Annotated in this window: 18 protein-coding genes and 1 pseudogene; 11 read left to right on the top strand and 8 right to left on the bottom strand. The window is 42.8% G+C overall.

The window, feature by feature from the left end:
• The first annotated feature begins 2 nt into the window (after positions 1-2).
• From V7K48_RS13545 to V7K48_RS13520, 6 genes are all read left to right on the top strand, one after another.
• The gene (locus tag V7K48_RS13545) at positions 3-290 is read left to right on the top strand and encodes a hypothetical protein (RefSeq protein ID WP_335073179.1); all 288 of its coding nucleotides are present in this window, start codon (positions 3-5) and stop codon (positions 288-290) included.
• A 121-nt stretch (positions 291-411) separates the two neighbouring features.
• Positions 412-1,482 carry an LOG family protein gene (locus V7K48_RS13540; protein WP_335073177.1) on the top strand — a complete coding sequence of 357 codons (1,071 nt, stop codon included), beginning with the start codon at positions 412-414 and terminating at the stop codon, positions 1,480-1,482.
• Positions 1,483-2,105: 623 nt separating this feature from the next.
• Complete coding sequence (locus V7K48_RS13535) at positions 2,106-3,428, top strand: D-alanyl-D-alanine carboxypeptidase (RefSeq protein ID WP_335073175.1); 1,323 nt, start codon at positions 2,106-2,108, stop codon at positions 3,426-3,428.
• Positions 3,429-3,783: 355 nt separating this feature from the next.
• Positions 3,784-4,998, top strand: coding sequence for an HhoA/HhoB/HtrA family serine endopeptidase (locus tag V7K48_RS13530; protein ID WP_335073173.1), 1,215 nt, complete (start codon positions 3,784-3,786; stop codon positions 4,996-4,998).
• Between the two features lie 427 nt (positions 4,999-5,425).
• Positions 5,426-7,078 (top strand): two-partner secretion domain-containing protein, encoded by a 1,653-nt coding sequence (locus V7K48_RS13525; RefSeq protein WP_335073171.1) that lies wholly within the window; start codon positions 5,426-5,428, stop codon positions 7,076-7,078.
• A gap of 87 nt (positions 7,079-7,165) precedes the next feature.
• Entirely contained in the window at positions 7,166-8,413 is a 1,248-nt protein-coding gene (locus V7K48_RS13520; RefSeq protein ID WP_335073169.1) for an S-layer family protein, read from the top strand.
• 246 nt (positions 8,414-8,659) lie between these two features.
• Here the strand turns inward: V7K48_RS13520 and V7K48_RS13515 are convergent, their stop codons facing one another.
• From V7K48_RS13515 to V7K48_RS13490, 6 genes are all read right to left on the bottom strand, one after another.
• Entirely contained in the window at positions 8,660-9,562 is a 903-nt protein-coding gene (locus V7K48_RS13515) for an MBL fold metallo-hydrolase (protein ID WP_335073167.1), read from the bottom strand.
• Positions 9,563-9,573: 11 nt separating this feature from the next.
• On the bottom strand, positions 9,574-9,957 hold the full coding sequence (panD, locus tag V7K48_RS13510; RefSeq protein WP_335073166.1) for an aspartate 1-decarboxylase: 384 nt from the start codon (positions 9,955-9,957) through the stop codon (positions 9,574-9,576).
• 207 nt (positions 9,958-10,164) lie between these two features.
• Complete coding sequence (locus tag V7K48_RS13505) at positions 10,165-10,677, bottom strand: inorganic diphosphatase (protein WP_335073164.1); 513 nt, start codon at positions 10,675-10,677, stop codon at positions 10,165-10,167.
• A 425-nt stretch (positions 10,678-11,102) separates the two neighbouring features.
• The gene (locus V7K48_RS13500; RefSeq protein WP_334817340.1) at positions 11,103-11,288 is read right to left on the bottom strand and encodes a hypothetical protein; all 186 of its coding nucleotides are present in this window, start codon (positions 11,286-11,288) and stop codon (positions 11,103-11,105) included.
• 1,415 nt (positions 11,289-12,703) lie between these two features.
• Positions 12,704-13,672 carry a DUF362 domain-containing protein gene (locus V7K48_RS13495; RefSeq protein WP_335073162.1) on the bottom strand — a complete coding sequence of 323 codons (969 nt, stop codon included), beginning with the start codon at positions 13,670-13,672 and terminating at the stop codon, positions 12,704-12,706.
• Positions 13,673-13,975: 303 nt separating this feature from the next.
• The gene (locus tag V7K48_RS13490; protein WP_335073160.1) at positions 13,976-15,397 is read right to left on the bottom strand and encodes an aspartate ammonia-lyase; all 1,422 of its coding nucleotides are present in this window, start codon (positions 15,395-15,397) and stop codon (positions 13,976-13,978) included.
• A gap of 137 nt (positions 15,398-15,534) precedes the next feature.
• Here V7K48_RS13490 and pgsA point away from each other — a divergent pair, with 137 nt between their 5' ends.
• Both pgsA and V7K48_RS13480 read left to right on the top strand, forming a co-directional pair.
• Positions 15,535-16,077 carry a CDP-diacylglycerol--glycerol-3-phosphate 3-phosphatidyltransferase gene (pgsA, locus tag V7K48_RS13485; RefSeq protein WP_335073158.1) on the top strand — a complete coding sequence of 181 codons (543 nt, stop codon included), beginning with the start codon at positions 15,535-15,537 and terminating at the stop codon, positions 16,075-16,077.
• Positions 16,078-16,210: 133 nt separating this feature from the next.
• Positions 16,211-17,107, top strand: a complete 897-nt coding sequence (locus tag V7K48_RS13480; protein WP_335073156.1) for a S66 peptidase family protein — start codon at positions 16,211-16,213, stop codon at positions 17,105-17,107.
• A 329-nt stretch (positions 17,108-17,436) separates the two neighbouring features.
• On the opposite strand, the gene V7K48_RS13475 is transcribed toward V7K48_RS13480, so the two are convergent.
• Both V7K48_RS13475 and V7K48_RS13470 read right to left on the bottom strand, forming a co-directional pair.
• A complete protein-coding gene (locus V7K48_RS13475; RefSeq protein ID WP_335073154.1) occupies positions 17,437-18,483 on the bottom strand; it encodes a glycosyltransferase family 4 protein in 1,047 nt (348 codons plus the stop codon).
• A gap of 120 nt (positions 18,484-18,603) precedes the next feature.
• Entirely contained in the window at positions 18,604-18,882 is a 279-nt protein-coding gene (locus tag V7K48_RS13470; RefSeq protein WP_335073152.1) for a hypothetical protein, read from the bottom strand.
• 5 nt (positions 18,883-18,887) lie between these two features.
• On the opposite strand from V7K48_RS13470, the pseudogene V7K48_RS13465 reads away from it, so the two are divergent.
• The 3 genes and pseudogenes from V7K48_RS13465 to V7K48_RS13455 all read left to right on the top strand — a co-directional run.
• Positions 18,888-18,986: pseudogene (locus tag V7K48_RS13465) on the top strand (IS630-like element ISAcma27 family transposase); the annotation flags it as partial.
• A 42-nt stretch (positions 18,987-19,028) separates the two neighbouring features.
• The gene (locus tag V7K48_RS13460) at positions 19,029-19,157 is read left to right on the top strand and encodes a hypothetical protein (protein ID WP_335073150.1); all 129 of its coding nucleotides are present in this window, start codon (positions 19,029-19,031) and stop codon (positions 19,155-19,157) included.
• A 166-nt stretch (positions 19,158-19,323) separates the two neighbouring features.
• Positions 19,324-20,652, top strand: a complete 1,329-nt coding sequence (locus tag V7K48_RS13455) for an ABC transporter substrate-binding protein (protein WP_335073148.1) — start codon at positions 19,324-19,326, stop codon at positions 20,650-20,652.
• The last annotated feature ends 5 nt before the right edge of the window (positions 20,653-20,657 follow it).

Here is a 20,657-nt window from a genome sequence, read left to right as displayed (position 1 = left end):
ACTTGAACTTTAGTTCAAGACAGGGAGAGGTTCGTCGAACTCACGGTGAACACCAACCTCCGAGTTCCGAACACCAACTTCCGAGTTCCGAACACCATTTTCCGAGTTCTGAACATCAACTTCCGAGTTCCGAACACCATTTTCCGAGTTCTGAACATCAACTTCCAAGTTCCGAACACGACCTTCCGAGTTCCAAACACCAACTTCCGAGTTCCGAACATCACCTTCCGAGTTCCGAACACCATCTTCCTACTTCCAATCTCAAAAGATGGGGATCTGGGCTTGAGTAATAAGCAATACTACCTCAAAACCAGTTCCGAGTCTGCTAACTCTACATCACAGGGGTATGTCCCGCTTGCTAGAGTGTGAGTAGTTCACGTAAAATATAATGCCATTGTTGCGGCAGTTCTCATGACCTCATCTGCGTCGTTTGACACATCAGAGTCTTTACAGGCGGATATCGCTGAATTGATCGCTCGTTTACCGACATTAAAAAATCGGCAATTTATTCAGCAAGCACTTGCTACTATTATTCGTCTAGCTGATACCGAAATTGAGCGTCTCGATTGGAAAATCTTGTCATCTGCATTAGCAGATATGGAGCGAGGTTTCCAGCTTTTTTATAATTACCGACACGTTCGCAAAATTACTGTCTTCGGTTCTGCTCGTCTAGCGCCAGATACACCAGAGTACCAAATGGCGCTTGAGTTTGCTCGCGTTGTTTCTCAATTAGGATTTATGGTGATGACCGGCGGTGGTGGCGGGATCATGCAGGCGGGTCACGAAGGTGCTGGGCGAGAAAATTCCTTTGGATTAAACATTCAGTTACCCTTTGAACAGCAAGCGAACCCGTTTATAGAAGGTGATCCCAAGCTAATTAATTTCAAATATTTCTTTACCCGCAAGCTGTTTCTCCTCAAAGAAAGTGATGCAGTAGCTTTATTTGCGGGAGGTTTTGGCACTCAAGATGAAGCTTTTGAATGTATGACATTAACCCAGACCGGTAAATTTGGCCCAGTGCCTCTAGTTTTAATCGATCGCCCTGGTGGTGATTACTGGCGGTCTTGGAGCGAATACATTGATAAGCAACTAGTGCAAAATGGTCTTGTCAGTCCTGAAGACTCCAGCCTTTACACGGTGACAGACAATTTGGATGTGGCTTGTGATGTGATTACTCGTTTTTACCAGGTTTATCACTCCTGTCGATATGTCGGCGATAAATTAGTCATTCGCCTGAAGACAGATATATCAGACGCTCAGGTAGAGCAACTCAATGCTGATTTTAACCAGATTATTATTCAAGGACGGATTGAAAAAAGTCAGGCATTACCTCAAGAAGCACAAGATGAAACTATTGGACTACCCCGGCTCATTTTGTACTTCAATCAACGCGACTTGGGGCGTTTGTATCAGATGATTGCCACAATTAACCAGATGGGTACTCCTTCACCAGAGGATGCAGCGCATCCAGAAAGAAAGTAGGTATTAAGAAAGGGAAGGGTAAAAGGAATAATTTTGAATCCCTTCCCCTTTTATTGTTTCAAGATTATAGCCTACATTCTGCACTTCGTTTTTTAATATACAAATATTACAAATATTGGTTTAATGGTAGTTGGATAGTGATGTCTATAACGGGCTATTCGGCGTCGCCAAAAGCTGATAATTATCAGTGTTAATACTTAATAATGTAACGATTTTTTGTAAGATTTTTTGAAGTATTAAAGGATGATATTTTGAAGTGCGGAATGTAGGTTATAGAATTGCGACGCTGATAGCGTTCGCGCAGCGTCTCGTAGAGAAGCAGTAGCGAGTCATTGAGCGTCATAGCCCGTCGTAGACATCGCCACTTCCTGAATCAGGCTAACGGCGTAATATCTCCACATATTAAAAAGTCTGCATAAGTATTTTTATCAAAAATGTCATGCGGCTATATTGATCAGCAATAGGCATTTTGGCATTGTCAAAGCAGCCACGAAAACAATATGATTTACCCCACTTACAGATGAGAAAAACACCAGTTATTATGACTCAATACTGATTATCCTAAAAAAGCTTGTATATTAGCACAGTAAACAACGGATCAGATCCTTACAGAGGAATAAAAAATGCTGGAATTATTGGGTTCAGGTTTGGTGTCACTTTGGCTGGAAATGGCCGGGGTACAAATAAAGCCTCTAGATGCTTTAGATGCATTGACTTGGCAAAGTAGCCCTGGCTTGGTTCTTGCCCCTGATCCCAATCCATCTGGGGCGACTACGGTGCAGGAATATCTGAAAAAGCTCATAACATCAAAAGTGGTGGCGCAAAATCTGGCTGAGAGTCAGGGAATTTGGATGCAGTCAGGGCCGATGCTGATGGCAAATCACCAAGGTACGACACCTCTGCCGGCTGCCTCTTTAACCAAAATTGCCACTTCACTAGTTGCTTTGAAAACTTGGGGACCAGATTACCAATTTGATACTTTAGTAAGTGTGACTGGGCCAGTGGTAAATGGAGTTGTGCAGGGCGATTTGGTGATTACAGGCCGTGGTGATCCTTTGTTTGTTTGGGAAGAAGCGATCGCACTTGGTAATACTCTCAATAAAATGGGCATCAAGCAGGTAAAGGGAAATTTGATCATTACTGGCAGTTTTGCCATGAATTTCCAACGTCAGCCGATGCTGGCGGGTCTGATGCTCAAGCAAATACTAAATCGTGCGACTTGGGGCCGTCCCGCTATTTTCAGGTACTCAATTATGCCTAAGGGAACACCCAAGCCTCAAGTTGTGATTACAGGTGGGGTGAAAGTTGAGGCACAACCAAACCCTCAACAAACTTTGTTACTGCGGCATCGCTCATTGCCCTTGAAGCAACTGCTTAAGGAGATGAACGTTTACAGTAACAACGATATGGCAGAGATGCTGGCAGACTCAGTGGGAGGAGCAACTGTAGTGCAGTCAACCGCCGCCAACCTTGCTAGGGTGCCACAAGTGGAAATTCAGTTAATCAATGGTTCTGGACTGGGCCCCGAAAATCGCATTTCCCCCAGGGCTGTCTGTGCCATGTTGATGGCTATTCAAGTTGAGGCATCTACCCATCAACTGAATCTAGCTGACTTGTTCCCCATGTCTGGGTTTGATCACCGAGGTACACTACACACCAGACACATTCCCCTGGCTACTGTAATCAAAACTGGCACTCTCCGCGATGTGAGCGCTTTAGCAGGAGTGATGCCCACACGCGATCGCGGTTTGGTTTGGTTTGCTATTATCAACCGGGGGACAAATGTCTGGGGTTTTCGGACTGGACAAGACCAACTATTGCAAAGTGTTGTCAAACAATTGCAACTACCTTTGGCCGTTCCTGCTGCCATCACTCCCCACTCAGCTATAAACTCTTTACCCCAGTTAGGCGCAACCAGTCGAAATGAAATTTTATTCAAAAGTTAGTTCATCGTCCACAGTCATCGATCAGGTTTTGAACCAAAAATGAGCATGGATCTCCACTATCCCCGATCTCCTTTTTATGGGTGTCACTACCTTGAAAGGTCTAGTATTATTAGCAATCCAAAAGTTTTATTGATGGGTAAAAACCGAACTTGTAAAGGGTAAATGTCCATAATAGCTTTTGGGTTAAATTTTCCATTAAGTTGATTACAGGTAACTTGCAAAATGCCCTTACCCCAGTATTGGGAAGATCAGGCGAAACCTGAAGTAAAAAGCCAACGTCAACTTTGTAAAAATAACTGTAAATAGATTTGTCACTACTAAGTAACAATTAGGCTTATAAATTAGGTTATTGATTATGCGATTTCCCAAATTATCCCGGTCTCTACGTCAACTCAGTTCTCATGTGTTAGCGATCGCGCTAGGAGTTGTGCTAACGGTTAGCAGCCTGCAAGTGTTGCCCTCCCAAGCCGAACCAGCACCCACAGTAACTGCTGGAGATACTTCAAAAGTAATTGCCCAACGACAATCACCAGGTACTGCTGTGATCGGTAGCACTAGCTTTGTCACAGCAGCAGTGAATCGCGTGGGCACAGCAGTTGTTCGGATTGATACTGAGCGCACAATTACTCGTCGCCTTGATCCATCTTTTGATGACCCCTTTTTCCGGCGGTTTTTTGGTGACGGTTTCCCACAACAAATGCCTTCTGAGCAGTTACGCGGTTTAGGCTCAGGTTTCATTCTTGACAAGAGCGGGTTAGTTCTGACTAATGCTCATGTGGTGGATAAGGCTGATAAAGTAACAGTCCGACTCAAAGATGGCCGCACCTTTGAAGGCAAAGTTCAAGGCATTGATGAAGTCACAGATTTGGCAGTAGTCAAGATTAACGCTGGTAACGATTTACCAGTGGCGCCCTTGGGGTCTTCCAGTAATGTCCAAGTAGGAGACTGGGCGATCGCAGTTGGTAATCCTTTGGGATTTGATAACACCGTTACCTTAGGAATTATCAGTACCCTCAAACGTTCCAGTGCCCAAGTTGGCATCAGTGACAAACGCTTGGACTTCATTCAGACAGACGCTGCGATTAACCCTGGTAACTCTGGCGGGCCACTATTAAATGGCCAAGGTGAAGTGATTGGCATTAACACAGCCATTCGTCCTGACGCGATGGGTATTGGGTTTGCGATTCCCATCGATAAAGCCAAAGCGATCGCCGCGCAACTGCAACGTGATGGCAAAGTTGCTCACCCCTATCTAGGTGTGCAAATGTTAACTTTGACACCTGATCTTGCCAAGCAAAATAACATTGATCCCAACTCTCCTATTCAGATACCAGAAGTCAATGGTGTTTTTGTAATGCGAGTTGTTCCCAATTCTCCAGCTGCATCTGCGGGTATCCGACGCGGGGATGTAATTGTTCTAGTTGATGGTAAAGCTATTACCAGTGCTGAACAATTGCAGAACGTTGTGGAAGACAGTCGTCTTGGTCAAGTATTACAGGTGAAAGTACAACGAGGTAATCAGACACAGCAGCTTTCAGTCCGCACAGCTGAGTTGCAAAATGCTTCGTAGGGGCAATACCCTGCGGGAAGCCGCTTCTCTACGTTCGCGCAGCGTGTCCCAGACAGACGCTCCGCGAATGCGTCTACATGAATGCCCCTACGGTAAATCAAGGCTTTCACTGTCTTTTTGCGTAAGTTCTGTCGAGGTAATGTCTCAAAGCATTCTCGCTTAGTAACTTTTACGTTAAGTTGATACCAGTGGCGATACGCCCATTCCACAAGAAATAGTTAGATATCAACTTGATCTAAGGTATGTCTTAAGAAAAGTTATTTCTTTTCACTACTCTTAACAGAATAAAATCAGGCGAAAGGATTGAAGCGATGCCTTCTCACGGGACGCTGTGCATAGCTTGCTTCCCTGTAGGGGTATAGCGAGCTTTTCTACGGAACGCTGTGCGTAGCTTGCTTCTCTGTAGGAGTACGCTAACGCCAAAGTGATGACACAGCTTAAAATATCCATCACCACTATCACTATGCAAACTAACCTTGATTCAACAACTGCTGTTTGTGTGGGGATGGGTATTGCGATCGCTTTTTGGGCAAATTGTGTTTCTGCCCAAATTATCCCTGATAGCACTCTACTTAATAATTCTCGCGTTACGCCCTCTGGCAATACCAGCATTATCGAGGGAGGAACTCAAGCAGGAAAGAACTTGTTCCACAGCTTCCAACAGTTTTCTGTACCAAATGCTTCCACAGCTTTCTTTAACAATGCTCTTGATATTCAAAACATAATTAGTCGGGTTACAGGTAATTCTATATCTAATATTGATGGGTTAATCCGCGCTAACGGTAAAGCCAACCTGTTTCTGCTTAATGCCAATGGAATTATTTTTGGACAAAATGCTAGCTTGAATATTGGTGGTTCTTTCTTAGCAACTACAGCTAATAGCCTAAAATTTGCTGATCAGACAGAGTTTAGTGCAAAGGTTCCTCAAAATACTTCCCTACTGACTCTTAGCATCCCAATTGGATTACAATTCGGTACGAAAGCAGGGCAAATTCAGGTGAATGGCCCTGGAGGATTGAATTTAGACACTGAGCAATCAATTGATAGTACTGTAGGTCTTCAAGTGCTACCAGGAAAATCCTTAGCCCTTGTCGGGGGTAATGTCAGTTTAGACGGCGGGATTTTGCAAGCTTCTGGCGGTAGAGTTGAATTGGGAGGACTGGCAGCAGAAGGAACAGTAGGATTAAACTTTGGCAATAATCGAGAGTTGAGTTTTCCTACTGGTGTAACACTAGCAGATATACTGTTGACCAATGCTTCTGCAATTAATGTCGTTGCCAAAAATAGTGGTAGTATTAGTCTCAATGCTCGGAATATAGATATTTTAGGTGGAAGTACCCTAGTTGCTGGGATAGGTACAAACCTGGGGGAAGTTGGCTCTCAAGCAGGGGATATTACACTCAATGCTACAAGAGCAGTTAAATTTGAGCAGCGATCGCAAATCATCAACAGTGTCAATTTTAACTCTATAGGCAATGGTGGAAATATAACCATCCAAGGTGAATCAATCTTGTTCAATGATAGTTCTACGTTATGGTGTTTTACTAACGGCAGAGGAAATGCCGGTGATGTAACACTTAAAGCCAAAGACTCTATAACATTTCAAGATAGCAGTAGTGCATTAACCTTTATTGGTGATGATGCAGTTGGGAATGGAGCAAATATTACTATCCGGGCTGGGTCGTTCTCCTTGATTGATGGTTCTGGATTTCTTTCAAGTTCATCAGGGCAGGGAAATTCAGGCAATGTGAGTGTTGATGCCACTAATTCTGTAATTTTCAATGGAGTAGACTCAAATGGATTTCCCAGTGGTGTGTTTACTAACACGGAACTTGGTGCTGTTGGCAAAAGTGGAGATATAATTATTCGCGCTAGTTCGCTGTCTTTGCGTGATGGTGCTCAGTTGGTTACTAGCAACTTAAGCGGCTTTGAGGCAAAAGCTGGGGATGTAACGATTGAAACTACTGGTTCAGTATCGTTGTTCGGGGTAGATAGTGTTGGAGTTGTTAATACTATATCTAGCCAGGTTTCTGGCATTGGCTCTGGTGGCAATATTACCATCCGGGCTAACTCACTGTAACTGCAAGATGGCGCTCAACTGAACTCAAACACCCAAGGTCAAGGAAATGCTGGCAACGTAAAACTTGAAATTAGCGGTTCTATATCCTTGGCAGGAGTGGACGAAGATGGGAATGCTGGTGGTCTAGTCAGCAGTGTAGAATCGGATGCAACAGGCTTGGGTGGGGATATTAACATCCACGCTAACTCACTCTCTGTAAGTGATGGCGCTAGATTGTTTGCTAGCACATTGGGGCAAGGAGATGCAGGAAATGTAACTATTATCGCCCGCGATCGCATATCTGTTGATGGGGTTGGTAGATATAAATTTAAAACTGGCTTTTTTCCCAGTGGTATTTTTAGTGCAGTCAATGAAACTGCTAAGGGAAGAGGAGGAGATATTCTCCTGGATACTGGCTCACTGTCCATCACAAATGGTGCTGAAATTAATGTCTCAACTTATCGCTCTGAAAGTACAGGCAGTGCTGGTGATATTAAAATAGTTTCCCCTTTCATCCGCTTAGACAACCAAGGAAAATTGATTGCAGAATCAGCATCAGGTGATGGTGGCAACATTACGTTACAAGTCGGGGATATATTGCTGCTGCGCCGTGGGAGTCTCATCTCTGCAACTGCGGGGACAACACAGCATGGAGGCAATGGCGGTAACATCACTATTAATGCACCCAATGGTTTCATTGTTGCTAAAGCCAACGAAAATACTGACATTAGCGCTAACGCTTTCACAGGCTCTGGTGGCAAGGTGGAAATTAATGCCAGAAACATCTTTAACATCCAACCGCGTAGTCGAGAAGACCTAGTACGACGTTTAGGAACAGAGAATTTAAATCCACAAAGGCTACAAACAAATGATATTACAGCTATTTCGCAACAAAATCCCACTTTAAACGGTCAGGTAACTATAAACACTCTGGATACTGACCCTAGTCGCGGCTTAATTCAACTACCCTCTAACCTCGTTGATGCATCCCAACAAATCGTTCAAGGCTGCACACCCAGAAGAGGACAAACCGCTAGTCGCTTTATTGCCACCGGACGTGGTGGATTACCTCTTAGTCCTAACGAGCCTCTGCGGGGACAAGCAGTGATTACAGGTTGGGTAGATTTGCCCCCACAAGTAACACCCAGAGTCACGGATAAATTATCTGCGGAAATTACAGATAAAAAACCGACTATATCTGTGACCAAATCTACTAATCAGATTGTGGAAGCCCAAAGCTGGGTAGTTAATGCTAATGGAGACATCCAGTTAGTGGCTCAAGCACCTAACGTCAGCCCATATAGCCCTTGGCAAACAAATATCTCCTGCACTGCATCTCAGACCAATTCTTTATGAAGCTAATCACTTACGATATGTAGATTGCACTAAGTGTTCGCGGAGCGTCTCGTAGAGAAACCAGACACCAAGGGACTTGTTGGCGCAGCCTCTCGTAGAGAAGAGGCTGCGCTATCGCCCAAATCAGTGCTCAGACAAATCTGTGCATCGATCAAAACGCAAAATCTAAATAAACCTACACTACACTTGTCAGATGCCCCTCTGCCCCCAGGTCTTCTTTCAGGATGCTCTGCCAACAAGTTTAAATCACTTACCAACAGTTAAAACTAGACCTTCATGGGCTAGTATTGCTTGAGGAAAAGCAGATTTGACATCGACTTGAACCTGGTCGAGAAAATCATCATGGTCATCTGGGTGATGATGAGAAATGGCTAGCCGTTGGACGCCAGCACTAACAGCCGCATTCACCGCAGCTTGCCAGAGTAAATCAGCAGAGTCATGGTCGTGAGAGGTAGAGGGAGTGTAAGTGGCATTGGCAATCAGCAAGTCAACGCCTTTAATGAACTGTAAAATCCGCTCTCGCTCCACTTGATCAGCATTTTGGTGCAAATCCGTGACGTAGGCAACACTATACTCTTGCCAAGTAACTCGGTAGCCAACAGACCGTTGAGTTTGATTAATTAATGCAGTTGTAATGATGACATCATCTAGCTTTACGTCACTGTCTGGAGTCAGATTATAAAACTGCAATTCCGACTGCATTACCTGTAAAGGGTAAGGAAAGTGTGGCTGGAGCATCTGGTCGCACAGACATTGTTTGATTGAGGCTCCATTTGAGGCAGCCATGCCGTAAATGTGAAAACAATTTTCCCCAATAAATGTTGGAGCAAAAAAGGGAAACCCTTGAATGCGATTTGATTGGCAGTTAGTAAAAAATAAATGGGCTTCTAGTGGCTGTTGTACTTCTTGCCAAGTTTTACCCAGTATGCGTAAGCCAGTACCGCCATCAAAAATCAAGCGTTTTCCAGCTACATGCATTTCTACACAAGCGGTATTACCACCATAACGATTGGTGTTGCTACTTGGGGTGGCAATCAAACCTCTTACACCCCAAAATTGCACTAGAAATTCACCAGCTGGGCTATTTGGCAGGGTAGCTGACTTTTCAGATATGTAACTCTGGGAACCCGACAACTCAAAATTTGACATTTTCCTTGAAATTAGACCTTACTGAGCAGGTCATCGTAGCGCCGTATTTCCAACAGCCTGTTTTTTTCGTCCACAATGACTACCGTAGGAGAGTAACTTTTTAACTCTTCTGGAGTGAACTGCCCGTAAGTCATTATAATCAAGCGATCGCCAATAATGCCTAGACGTGCCGCACCCCCATTTAACTCAATGACTCCCGAATGGGCTGGAGCCGGGATCGCATAAGTAATAAAGCGCTGACCGTTGGCACTATTAACTACTTGTACCTGCTCATAAGGTAAGATACCAGCTTTTTTCAAAAGGATTTCATCGATGCTGATACTACCCACGTAGTTGATATTCGCCCCCGTGAGGGTGCAGTTATGAATTTTTGCCAAAAGGAGAGTGCGCTGCATTTAGGTTTGGGGTTGGTGGCAGTTTTTACAATCCGTAGTTATTAAAGTGAGAAGTGAGGAGTTAAAAGTGAGGAATAAAAATTTATAACTCTTAACTCCTGTACAGACGCGATTAATCGCATCTCTACTCCTAACTCCTGTACAGACGTGATTAATCGCGTCTCTACTCCTAACTCCTGTACAGACGCGATTAATCGCGTCTCCCTATTATCCTCTATAAGCTTTGACGGATTTTTCTACTAAAGCTGCAACCTTATCCACATCTTGCCACCCGAGAATTTCAGTCACTTTTTTTTCCAAATTTTTATAACTACGGAAAAATTCGGCAATTTCATCTAGGCGGTGTGGGGCTAAGTCTTTCAGGGATCTTACTTGAACGTAGCGCGGATCTTTGTCAGGAACACAAAGGATTTTTTCATCGCGATCGCCACCGTCAATCATCTCCAAGAAGCCAATCGGTCGTGCGGCAATGATACAGCCTGGAAAGGTTGGCTCGTCAATTATCACCATACCATCTAGGGGATCGCCATCTTCAGCTAAAGTATTGGGTACAAAGCCGTAGTCATATGGATATTGTACCGAGGAATAAAGTACTCGGTCTAGAGCAAAAGCTGCTAGTTCCTTGTCGTATTCGTATTTATTTTTACTTCCGCCAGTAATTTCAATCAAAACGTTGATTAGACCCGATTTCGGTTGGGCAGGAATACGAGATAAGTCCACAAAAAACTCCTCCAGTAACAGTGAATCATGGGGGCACTCAGTCAGTTTCGCTCCCCGTGTAGAATTTTAGGGCAATATGGATCTCTTCCCAAGGTATTCATTCCAGGGTATTGAGCATGATGCAGCAGAGAAGATCCTCTCCTCTGCTTCCCAATCCCCTTGAATTAGCCAAAAAATAGAAAAAGCGTTGCGAGGAAACTTCGCAACGCTTTTTCCAAGAGGGTGTTATGAATATCCTGCGCCCTTGATTGCTGTTGGAGGGATTTCTGCCCCTATTGTGTCAATACAACTGAAACCTGGAGTCAGACAATACAGATTCAGCCTATTATTGATGAACTACATACATATCTACAGAGGTTGTCTCAAAATTATGTTTCTCCTTTTTTATAGCCCTCCTGCTGAGGAAATGCTACTGGAAAGCTTTATCAATCTTTACTTGCTTTGAGGTTTTGAACCAGGGGTTGCTGGTTATTTTGAACATTAGTTGAAGAATAGTGGGCGATCACAAATACGGGTAAGGTGAGAGTCAGCAGAGCGATCGCAGTTCCCACAATGTCTGCCAAACGTTGGGAATATATGTCGGCATTGGCAGACTGGCTATTTGAATTCATACAAAATTGAAGTTCTTTGCAACACTGTGTAGGTCTACTCTCTGAGCGAGAGTCTTGATGCTATTTTAGCTATTTTTAAACTGTAAAATGTGTAGCATTCTACAAGCTAAACCAGTTTTACAACTGTCATAATAGCGTTTTTATACATGGAGTTCTTAATACAAAGTTACAAGCAAACAAATCATATTGTCTTTGGTGATTAATATTTTCAGATGTTTCCCTGTATGATGTAACGGATCGCATACGCAAAGCCCACTTTAAGAGCATCATAAATTACTTTTTTTCGCTGATTAAAGATTAATTAGCAAAATGTATTTGTCCGATACTTCATGAGTATAACATCCTGCAACGCCTTTGATAAGGTCATTTTACTTAAATTCCTAATTTGTGATATAGGACACAAATTAGCAATTGCACTGATAGATATTCAGTGTCTTCGATTGTTCTACAGTAGTTATACACAAAAATATTTGACACAAAGAAGAAACTGGTAGGAAGATTCTTGTAACCACTCATAACTACCGAATAAATACAGATACATCAGCTGTGTTGTGTGGTATAAATTCAGTGATACCACTAAATAAATATTTCAGAATTTAAATTTTCAAATACATGTAATATCACAGCAATTTTGTCAATCTATATATAGGTAGAGTAAAAAATGTTTTAGAAGGCGGCGTAGACGCGTAGCGGGTTATCACCAGACTTTGCTCATATCTGAACAAAATACCCAATCCCAATTTCCAGATCCCAAATCGGTATAAATTTTTGGATTAATCAAAATCTAATACAAGAAATTTAATCACAAATTAATCAGCCAAAAAACCGCCACTAACTATGATAGGGCGGTCTGGTCAAGCAATCGGAGGGTAATTACAGATTACTGTGCTAATAAATGAAATTGCTGTAATGAAGTTTGCACTTGTAAATTCGGGATTGGGCATGGGGCATTGGGCACTTGTACTGAGCGAACGCAAGAGCGTCTCTAAGAGTTGCCGTAAAGCCTGCGGCATAGCTTCGCTTAAGGCGCAGCCTAAGAAGAGAAGTATTAGGCATGGGGCATGGTTATTCTCCTCGTCTTTTTGTCCCCTTATCTCCCTCATCTTCACTAGGGCATGTTTTCAAACTCAAAAAGTAGGGACTGTTTTCAAACCCCAAATTAGACTTAAATGTAGGTTGGGGAGCTACTGCGCCCTTGCGGTTTCCCGACTTGTTCGCTCTTAGCGTTCCCGCAGGGTAGCAAGTGGCGTTTGAGGAACCAAACCCAACAGTTGGGTTGCGCTACCCTTTACCCAACCTAGTACGTCACGGCGTAAATAGAGTAACCATTTAAAAACTCTAAAAATCCCATTCCATAATACTTTTGACTTTTGACTTTTGGCTTTTGACTTCCGCCTTGCGGTACTAGTCCTTAGTTACCTTCCATAAACACTCATTGGTTCCTTGATAAATCGGGTATAAAGATGCTTAAACGTAGACTTAATTACGCGGGGCATACCAAAATCGATGGGCATTAACTTGTCTGGTAGCCGCCAATCTTCTATTTTTAATAAGTCTGGATTTAAATGTGGAAACTCTACCGCAGCAAGTTCTGGACAAACTCCTAGCCTTTGGGAAGCTGCAACTGTGGGTACTTGTTCAGGAGGGACATTGAGGATTTCTACCATTGCCCGATCTAGAGCAAATATATCTGATGCAGCTGCTAAAATGCCCAGTTGGCGAGGTTCACCATTACTAGGGCCATTTCCTTCATGACCGATGATCCCATCTAATATGGTTAAGTTAGGGTTAATTGCCCTAGCAGTTTCTACTAACATTTCACCAAATCTATTTGCATCTTTTCCAGCTTCCATGTGCCACCAAGCTTTCATTTTGCCGGGGACGCAACCAAACAAGTTTTTTACGCCCAGTGTTAATGTTAACTGCATATGTGATTTCACTTTAGGTAGGTTAATCACTACGTCTGCTTCCATTGCTTCTTTAGACAGCCGCAGATGGTTAAAATTGTCGCTAACGGTTTGGTAACGCTGACCGTGAAAATCGATGATGGGAAGATTGAGTTCTTCTAAAATAGGCAAATAGCCATTTGCCACTGCTACGCCCTTGGCACTCCCAAAAGCAGGACTATCGCCCAAAAATGGCTTACCGCCAACCTCAATTACCATCTGAGCAACTTCGTAAACTAGTTCGGCACGGGTGATACACTCTTTACCAGGACGCGTCCCTGTAAGTAGATTCGGTTTGAGTAAAACGCGATCGCCTTTTTTCACAAATGCTGCCATTCCTCCAAAAGGTTCCAGGAGAATGACTAAAGATTCCCGTAAGGCCTCTTGTTCATAGGATGTAGCCCGAATGAGACTAACAGATGGTTTTTGAGTCTGCATGGATAATAAATAGGGAATAGGGAATAGGGGACTGGGGACAAGAGATAGTAATACCAATTCTTTATTACAGCAATTTTTAGGTAAATAGACCACGCCCTACGGGCACAGCATTGCTGTGCCCCTACAACAGATGTGGTTTAAATGAATGAAAACTGCTGTAAGATGCGCCAAACTATTAAATACAAGTAAGAGAAACGAACCGCATTCGCGTAGGTCTTGTAGAGTTGGATACAAAGAAACAAGAGGTCAAAAAACTTGGCACGGCCTCGCAAAGAAATGGTATAAGCTGTAATCTATTACCTATTATTCTGTTCTGAGCGGTAAGATACCACTCATTTGTTCTAGATTTAACACTGTGGCTAAGTCTGCTTCACTCATTAATCCTCGTTCTAAAACAATCTGCCGCAGGGATTTACCAGTTTCTAAAGATTCTTTGGCGACAGCAGCGGCATTTAAATAACCGATGTGGGTATTTAATGCAGTTACTAAAGCTAAACTGCCTTCAGCGTATGCTAAACAACGTTCCTGGTTAGCAGTAATTCCCTGAATGCAGCGTTCGGTGAGTGCAGCGATGGTATTACCCAGAATTTCGATACTGTGAATCAAGTTATAGGCAATCAGCGGCATCATCACATTTAATTCTAATTGTCCGGCTTGGGCGGCTAAAACGATCGCACTATCGTAACCCATCACCTGAAAACACACCATTGCTGTCATCTCTGCCATCACTGGATTATATTTCCCTGGCATAATTGAGGAACCAGGTTGCACTGGGGGAAGTTGAATTTCTTTGAAGCCAGTTTTTGGCCCGGAATCCATCAGCCGTAAATCGTGAGAGATTTTGACTAAATCCTGTGCTAAGTTGCGTAAAGCACCGGAAACATTTACAAATGATGCCATACTTTGCATGACTGCCATGAGGTGGGGTGCAGGTTCTAGGGGAGTATCAATCAATTCTGAGAGAACTTCTACCACACGGGCGCGATATAGAGGATGAGTATTTAACCCCGTTCCGGCTGCACTACCTCCTAAACCCAGCACCATCAAATCACCAGAGGCGGTGTAAATCCGGTTTTGATGTTCTGTAAGGATTTGCGCCCAAGCCTGAAAATTTTCACCCAAGCGCACGGGTACAGCGTCTTGTAAGTGAGTTCTGCCAGATTTGACAATATCTTGAAATTCTACAGCTTTGTTTTCTAAAGACGCGATCGCCCCATCGATTGCTGGGTGTAATGTCTTGGATAATGCCAATAAACCACCAATGCGAATTGCTGTGGGAATCACATCATTGGTAGACTGCCCATAATTAACGTGATCATTAGGACTAACACGTTTATAATTGCCCTTTTCTTCACCAAGAATTTCTAAGGCGCGATTTGCTAAAACTTCGTTGAGATTCATGTGGTGGGATGTTCCTGCACCCGCCTGATAAACATCCACAACAAATTGATCGCGGAACTTCCCAGCTAAGATTTCATCGGTTGCTTGCACAATCGCCTGAGTAATATCTTGGGGAATGCAATTCAGTTCACCATTCACAATTGCTGTAGCTTTTTTAATTATTAATCCAGCATCCACGTAAGTAGGTAAAGGCTTGATGCCGCTAATGGGGAAATTTTCGATTGCCCGCAGCGTTTGAATGCCGTAATAAACGCTACTAGCAATTTGGCGATCGCCCATCGAATCGTGTTCGATGCGGAATTGGGAGTCTGGGTGTTCAGTCATAGTATTGTTTTAGGAGAGCTACAGAAAACAGATTTTCTCACGCAGGCAGACTCAGATAGACTAATCTGCATAGATTTTGCATATTTGCTTGGCTGCTTGTTGCTTTAGACTTGTTAATTTTGATTTTTGAATTCCCTATGACTATACCCAACTGGATTACCTTCTCTCGCCTATTGGGGATACCATTTCTGCTTTACGGTTTATATAATCCCACACCTCAAGCTAAGTGGATATGTTTGGCGATTTTTCTGATTGCTGCATTGACTGATTGGTTAGACGGCTATTTGGCGCGGAAACTCAACCAAATTAGTGAATTGGGTAAATTTCTTGATCCCTTAGTGGATAAACTTCTCGTACTTGCGCCGTTGCTGGTTTTTATTGAACTAGGAAAAGTGCCGGCTTGGGGAGTGTTTTTGATTTTAGCGCGGGAATTAGCGATCGCTGGTTGGCGGGTAAATCAAACGACGATTACCGGGGCAAATATTTGGGGTAAACTCAAAACTGTTAGTCAAATAGTCGCGATCGCACTTTTGATTGCGCCTCTTTCTGAAGTGTGGCAAATTCCCTCTCTGATTGCCTTTTGGATTTCTGTGGGCTTAACTTTAATCTCTGGGGCGATTTACCTGATACCGCAAAATCCAACTCAGGAAAATACACAGCTAGATACAAAGCAAACCTAAAATAAAACCACCGTGGCGATCGCTTTGAAAAATGATTCAACAAAATTTTATAAGAGTTATGAGGTATAGTCTTTATTCTTAACTCCTGTACAGACGCGATTAATCGCGTCTCTTTAAACCCCTAACTTTTTTCATGCCATCCAAAATCCTACCACCGCCCCTGAAACCTGGTGATTTACTACGAGTAATTGCCCCTAGTGGTGCTTTGCGAGAATTTGAGGCATTTGGGCGGAGTGTAGAAATTTGGCGATCGCGTGGTTATCGAGTAGAAATCAGTCCCCAGATAGATGACAAATGGGGTTATCTTGCTGGAAAAGATGAAAACCGCCGTCAGCAATTAGCAGCAGCATGGCAAGATCCTGATTGTCGCGGTATTCTCTGTGCCAGAGGGGGTTTTGGCAGCACCCGTATCTTAGAAGATTGGAATTGGCCAAACTCAGCGCTTCCCAAGTGGCTCATCGGATTTTCTGATATCACAGCTTTATTATGGAGCCTTTATACAGCAGGAATTTCTGGCGTTCACGGCCCCGTACTGACGACTTTGACAGATGAGTCAGATTGGTCAATTGAGAGATTATTTGATTGGGTAGAAGGCAGTTCTTTCACCCCTCTCAAGGGTTGCGGTTGGGGTGGTGGTATGGTTACTGGCGCTTTACTACCAGGTAATTTCACGGTGGCTACTCACCTTTTAGGTACACCAATCCTGCCGCCTCTGGATGGTGTAATTCTGGCGTTGGAAGATGTTACGGAAGCACCTTATCGGATTGACAGGATGCTGACACAGTGGCGTTTGAGCGGTGCTTTGTCTAAAGTCTGCGGTATTGCTTTGGGCGGTTTTACTCGCTGTGAAGCGCCGCCAACAGTGTCTAGCTTTAGTGTAGAAGAAGTACTGCGCGATCGCTTGGGCGATTTAAATATTCCGATTGTTTCTAATCTACCTTTTGGTCATGATAGTCCCAATGCAGCCTTACCAGTGGGTATAGAAGCAACTTTAGATGGAGATGCGGGGATATTAGCGATCGCTCCCTAGTTTCCCGCAAATATTTTTATAACGAAAAGTTTTGGTGGTACATATCCCTCTTTTATCACTTTGGGTGAACCCAATCGCTGAATACCTTTCGAGGCTTTCTTTTCCACTTGGAAGCTAAAAATTTTAGTTACTGTTAGAAAATAAAACTTCAAACATTGATTAAATCAAAGTCTCAGAATTTGGCTTCGATTATTGTTTTCCAAAAGTGACAAAACAGGGATATAGCGGTTCTCGTTTACGCGAGACCTCGCGATATAACGTTGTACTGTATCTGAACGGGAACCGCTATAAAATTAAATAATATCCAAGTTAAAGGATATTATTACTATTCATTTTTCCAAGATTTTTTGAAACCATTCTTCTGTGCGATCGCCCATAGCTCCTAAAGAGTATAAAGTTTCTGCTTGCTGGCGACAAGCTTGGCGGTCAATTTTATCCAAATGTTGAATCGCTTCTACTAAACCTTGAACACTATCTGGTTCCACCAAAAAACCAGTTTTGCCTTCTTGGACAATTTCTGTTAAACCACCCCGACGATAGGCAATTAAAGGTACTCCACAAGCAAGCGCCTCTATTGCTACATTTCCAAATGCTTCTATCCAACGAGGAGTTACTAAAAGTGCTCGACATTGACCTAACTCCTTTTGTAGCTCAACCGTTGGTAAAAATCCTACATATTCTATGGGAGCATCAGGATATTCTTGACAAATCTTCTCCCAGTAAGATACATCCTGTTTTAACCCGAATATTTTCAGTGTAATTCCGATTATTTCTGCTGCTGCTACCGCATCTTCTAGTCCTTTCTCAGGGGCTATCCTACCTACCCACGCCAAGCTCTGAGTTGGTTCGGGACAAAACTGATAAATAGATAAATCCAAACCATTTAGCAGACAGTAACATTGTTCTGCACAGGAAAAGGTGGCTGCCTGTGATTGAGTATAAACACCAATAGTATTCGGAAACTCAATTGCCACACTTTCAATAATCTGATCCATTACATCTGTCAAAGAACCCATACTGATAAAATGGGCGATCGGACGGTTAAAAAATGGTGTTAAATACAGTGGTAGCCAATCATAAGCAAAATTAACAATCAAATCATAATCTGCTTGCACTTGGCGAGCATAATCCCACATATTCGCTAAAACAGAATTTTTATGCAGCAAAATCGGATCACTACGATTCTGATTTTGGGCTGGTATCTGTATTAGTTCTCCGGGGATTTCTCTAATAGGTAATGAATTACTGACAGAACCCTGTGGTGCAACAATTTCTAATTGATGTCCTCGCCGCAACATCTCTGTAGCAATATTAAATAGGGTCAACTCTACTCCGCCTCCCAATCCTGAACCTAACGCACCCATTGGTGTAGACATAAATAATAATTTATGGTACATTTTCGTCGTTAATGTATTTTCATAAAGATCATTTTTTCATCTAAACAACGTACTTATTGGGTTTCGCTGTAGCTCCACCCAAAAGACATGAAATTAAATTCAACTCTGCTTACGGTAGCAGCGGGTTGTAATCAGGTAAGGGTGAAAAATCTCTAAGAAGTGACTCTCAAGTGTATGGAAAAATATTTCTACTACTTTAGGATCATCTAAATGAAAAGGATATTCTTGATTAAAACCTTTAAAAAAATACCAATTCACTATCATCTTACCTTCCGAGTTGAAAGTTTTATAAAATTCTAATAACTGCTGGCTAGGATCTAACACATGTTCTAAAATATCAAAGCATAAAATTAAATCAAATTTATCTTTTGCAGGCATTTCAAGAGCAAAAACGTTTAGAACAAACTAAGCGTCGTGGTCGTAGATTAAGCATTATTGGGTTTCTTCAACCAATAATAAGTTTTATTTACGGTCTAGTGATATCACTAGCGTAGGCGCAGCCTACACAACTCTTGGAGACGCTCTTGCTAGCTTACTTCCACGTTCGCGCTAGCATCTTTGTTGGCGTAGCCTCTGCGTCAGGAGAAGGAGAAGTGGTACGGCAAAGCTACAACTCTACCAGAGGCTGCGCCTTAAGCGTTGGCGCAGCCTAAGAAGAGAAGCTATGCCGCAGGCTTTACGACTGCGCTCAGTACAAGTCAGTGACCACCGCAGGCATCACTGGCTAATAGTGAAAAAATCAAACTTGAATACCTGAAAATCTACAATCATATTTAGTTATTTCTGTCAAGGTGTAAGTTCTAAAATCTAAAAATTGGTATGAAAGTTACCCTTTTCCAATCCCAAATTCTGAATTTTTCCCGCCAGTTGACCAATTCTGCTTGGCGGCTTTCGCTGATAGGAATTATTCTGAGTATATTTTTCATATTCTTATATGGTTGTCAGGGGACAGTCCAGAAAAATGACAGAGTAATTCATCTGAACCTATGGCAATCAATCAATCCCCCTACTAATCGGGATGTATTTAACAAACTAGTAGATAAATTTAATCAGACTCATACTGATGTTCAGGTGGAATCTATCTTCGTAGGTCAACCCCAATTGCCAAAAATATTAACAGCAGTTGTAGGCAATGTGCCTCCAGATATACTGTCATTCGATCCTCAATTGACAGGTCAGTTTATGGAACTAGGGGCAATTCGACCTTTAGAAGCATGGCTGGACAAATTGCCATTGAAGTCGGAAATTAGCCCCAACCTATGGGAGGAATTAAAATTAGACGGTCATCTTTGGTCAATCCCACTCTACACCAGCAATGTAGGCATTTTTTACCGACCTAAACTTTTCCAAGCTGCGGGAATTACGCAAATTCCTAAGACTTGGGAAGAGTTGAGGGAAGTTGCTAAAAAATTGACCATAGACCGGAATGGCGACAATCGACCTGAACAGTACGGAATATTACTGCCTTTAGGAAAGGAAGAATGGACTGTCTTTAGTTGGTTTCCCTTTTTATTGAGCGCTGGGGGAGAGATTGTGACCAATAACCGTCCAAATTTGACGAATGCAGGTGCGATCGCAGCCTTAAAATTTTGGCACGACCTATTAACAGATGGTTCAGTAATACTTTCTTCCCCAGAGCGAGGTTATGAAGAAGACGCTTTTATTGCGGGTCGTGTTGCTATGCAGATCACAGGCCCTTGGACTTATATAATGAAGTCCAACGTCGATTATAAGGTATTTCCCATACCTGCAAATGTGAAGCCTGCTACCGTGACGGCTACTGGAAATATGTATGTGATGAAGACTACACCTACAAGAGAACAAGCTGCACTCAAATTTTTAGAGTATGTCTTGAGTGAAGAATTCCAAACAGAATGGAGTATGGGGACGGGTTTTTTACCAGTTAACGTTAAATCTACCCAAAGTCAGGCTTATCAAGAATTTCTCAAGCAAAAACCTGTCTTGAAAGTTTTTATTGACCAAATGTCTATATCAGGTTCTCGACCAATCATTCCTGGCTATAGTCGCTTGTCTGACAATTTAGGTCGAGCCATCGAAGCCACGATGCTAGGTGCATCTCCAGAAACAGCACTCCAAAAAGCTCAAGCAAACCTTGAGTTAATTTGGGATTCCCTGCAATCTAGATGAAATCT

Source organism: Nostoc sp., assembly GCF_036919615.1.
Lineage (GTDB): Bacteria > Cyanobacteriota > Cyanobacteriia > Cyanobacteriales > Nostocaceae > Nostoc.
The sequence above is the reverse complement of the archived record's forward strand: the minus strand, read 5'-3'. Positions and strand labels throughout refer to the sequence as shown.